The sequence below is a fragment of the Alcanivorax sp. HI0044 genome (assembly GCF_001634945.1).
The window spans coordinates 1-3,317 of record NZ_LWEZ01001426.1; the positions used below are offsets into that span (position 1 = coordinate 1).

General features: G+C 58.7%; 3 protein-coding genes and 1 pseudogene. All 4 read left to right on the top strand.

Translation table 11 applies throughout. From position 1 onward, the window contains the following. The coding region (locus A3730_RS21080) for a class I SAM-dependent methyltransferase (protein WP_156501288.1) at positions 1–643 on the top strand (643 nt) is incomplete at its 5' end. A 149-nt stretch (positions 644–792) separates the two neighbouring features. Next, positions 793–1,941 carry a methionine adenosyltransferase gene (gene metK, locus A3730_RS21085; protein WP_063518695.1) on the top strand — a complete coding sequence of 383 codons (1,149 nt, stop codon included), beginning with the start codon at positions 793–795 and terminating at the stop codon, positions 1,939–1,941. A gap of 59 nt (positions 1,942–2,000) precedes the next feature. After that, the gene (locus A3730_RS21090) at positions 2,001–2,354 is read left to right on the top strand and encodes a four helix bundle protein (protein ID WP_082872483.1); all 354 of its coding nucleotides are present in this window, start codon (positions 2,001–2,003) and stop codon (positions 2,352–2,354) included. A 55-nt stretch (positions 2,355–2,409) separates the two neighbouring features. After that, a pseudogene (locus tag A3730_RS21095) lies at positions 2,410–3,192 on the top strand (adenosylhomocysteinase); the annotation flags it as partial. Positions 3,193–3,317: the final 125 nt, after the last annotated feature.

Consider the following 3,317-nt stretch of genomic DNA (forward strand, 5'->3'; position numbering starts at 1 on the left):
CGCCGCGCGGCTGGAGCAGGTGCAGCAACAACGGGCAGAGCAAAGCCGCGCCTTTTTTGCCCGGCACGCCGAACAGCATGATGCCCAGCAGGAGCTGATCGCCGAGTACGGGCAATATGCCGAACAGGCCTGCGAGCTGCTGTTGCGCGCCAGCCCGGAAGGAAAACAGGTGCTGGAAATTGGCCCCGGTGACGGGCTGTTCCTGCTGGAGCTCGCCGGGCATTTTGAACAGGTTATCGGCCTGGACAATGCCGAGGCCATGCTCACACGGGCGCGCAAGACGGTCGCCAAACGGTCAAATGTGGAGTTAATACTGGGGGACTGGCCACAAGCCGCCAGAAACCTGCCCACGGTGGACGCCGTGGTATTGAACATGGTGCTGCACCACCTGCCCGCACCGGCCAGCGCCATCCGCGCCGCTGCCGCACAACTGCAGGCCGGCGGCACATTGCTGATCACCGACCTGTGTCGGCATGACCAGCACTGGGCCCACGAGACCTGCGGGGATTTCTGGCTCGGCTTTGATGAAGCCGATCTGGTGGACTGGGCCGGCCGCGCCGGCCTTGAGTTGCAGGAAAGCCAGTTTCTGGCACTGCGGAACGGGTTTCAGGTGCAGGTGAGGACGTTCAAGCGCCTCGATTAGGGCACGATGATTGTTCCAGGTTTTATGACTTGGAGAGGGGTCGGACGTCTGACGTCGAAAGTCAGACGACGAAATCCAACCCTCTCTGTTTTTTAGCATCAGACTTCTGACGTCCGACGTCAGACCAGTAATCAAGGAGCACTCCGGCAATGAGTGAATATTCCATCTTTACCTCCGAATCCGTGTCCGAAGGCCATCCGGATAAAATGGCTGACCAGATCTCGGACGCCATTCTGGATGCCATCATCAAGGATGACCCCCACGCCCGCGTGGCGGTGGAAACTTTGGTAAAAACCGGCATGGCCGTGGTCGCCGGTGAAGTGCGCACCAACACCTACGTGGAGCTGGAAGACATCGTTCGCCAGGTGATCCTGGATATCGGCTACGACAGCTCTGAAAAAGGCTTCGATGGCGCCAGCTGTGCCGTACTCAATGGCATCGGCAAGCAATCCGCCGATATCGCCATCGGCGTAGACGAAGCCGAAGACAAGGAAATGGGCGCCGGCGACCAGGGCTTGATGTTCGGCTTCGCCACTGACGAAACCGATACCCTGATGCCCGCCCCGGTGTACTACTCTCACCGTCTGGTGGAGCGTCAGGCCGAGTTGCGCAAGAACGGCACTCTCCCCTGGCTGCGTCCGGATGCGAAAAGCCAGGTCACTCTGCGTTACGACAACGGCAAACCCGTGGCCGTGGATGCGGTGGTGCTGTCCACCCAGCATTCCCCGGACATCAAGCTGGCCGACCTGCGCGAAACGGTGATGGAAGAAATCATCAAGCCCGTGCTGCCGGAAGAATGGCTGCACAAGGACACCCTGTACCACGTGAACCCCACCGGGATTTTCGTGATCGGTGGCCCCATGGGCGACTGCGGCCTGACCGGCCGTAAAATCATTGTGGACACCTACGGCGGCATGGCCCGTCACGGTGGCGGTGCCTTCTCCGGCAAGGATCCGTCCAAGGTAGATCGTTCTGCCGCCTACGCCGGTCGCTATGTGGCCAAGAATATTGTCGCCGCGGGCCTGGCCAGCAAATGTGAGATCCAGGTGAGCTACGCCATCGGCGTGGCCGAACCCACCTCCATTTCGGTGAACACGTTCGGCACCGGCAAGATTAGTGATAGCGCCATCGTCGATCTGGTTCGTGAACACTTCGACCTGCGTCCGCGCGGCATCATCGAGATGCTCGACCTGCGCAAGCCGATCTACCGCCCCACTGCCAGCTACGGCCACTTTGGTCGTGAAGGGTTCAGCTGGGAGAAGACCGACAAGGCAGAAGCACTGGCCAAGGCGCTGTAAAAAAACCAGTCGGGCGTCAGAAGTCTGACGTCGGACGCTTGGGACAGGGAGGTCCTGAAGTGTCTCGAAAATATCAGCGCCTCAATGTGTGGCGTGGAGCCATGGAGTTGGCTGAACAGGTTTATCTGATCACCCGACATTTTCCTGATGAGGAACGCTTCGGGTTGAGTCAGCAGATGCGCAGAGCCTCTGTGAGTGTCGCATCAAATATTGCTGAAGGATCAGGCCGGGGAACCGACAAGGATTTTGTTCGCTTCCTCTACATCGCCAGAGGCTCACTGCAGGAGTTGGAAACTCAACTCTTTCTCTCAAGCCGACTCGCCTTTCACGACGAACTTGAGAAACTCAACCAGGATGTTGACCGCATTTACGCCATGCTCAACAACTTGATCCAGGCACTGAAAAGTGCATGAAAGCTTTTAGCGTCAGACGTCCGACCTTCGACGTCCGACCCCAACGGAGAAAACCATGAACGCGAAAGCGGACACCTTTACCGACTATAAAGTCGCCGATATTTCCCTTGCCGCCTATGGCCGCTCGGAAATCCATATCGCCGAAACCGAAATGCCGGCACTGATCGCCATTCGCGAAAAGTACCGTGCCGAGCAGCCGCTGAAAGGCGCCAAAATCATCGGCTGTATCCACATGACCATTCAGACCGCTGTGCTGATCGAAACCCTGGTCGCCCTGGGTGCCGAAGTACGCTGGTCAAGCTGTAACATTTTCTCCACTCAGGACCACGCCGCTGCGGCCATCGCCGCCGCCGGCGTACCGGTGTTTGCCTGGAAAGGCGAAACCGAAGAAGAGTACATGTGGTGCATCGAGCAAACCTGTCGCGACGGCAACGGCGAGCTGTGGGAAGCCAACATGATTCTGGATGATGGTGGCGACCTGACCGGCTACATCCACGAGACCTACCCGGCCATGCTCGACAGCATTCACGGCATCACCGAAGAGACCACCACCGGTGTGCACCGTCTCTACGAAATGCTGAAAAAAGGCACATTGAAAGTGCCGGCGGTCAACGTGAACGACTCCGTCACCAAGAGCAAAAACGACAACAAGTATGGTTGTCGTCATTCCCTGAACGATGCCATCAAACGCGGCACCGACCACCTGCTGTCAGGCAAGAAAGCACTGGTTGTCGGTTACGGCGACGTGGGCAAGGGCTCAGCCCAGTCCCTGCGCCAGGAAGGCATGATCGTGAAGGTTACCGAAGCGGACCCGATCTGCGCCATGCAGGCCTGCATGGCGCAGATCGGGTCCGCTTCGGTAACCTTCACGATCATGCCTTCCTGGCGCAGGGACTGGGCTGAGCCCTTGCCCACTTCGCCGTAACCGACAACCAGTGCTTTCTTGCCTGACAGCAGGTGGTC

Coding starts and splice junctions, on each gene's coding strand:
- metK (WP_063518695.1), top strand. CDS start 793: ATGAGTGAATATTCCATCTTTACCTCCGAATCCGTGTCCGAAGGCCAT.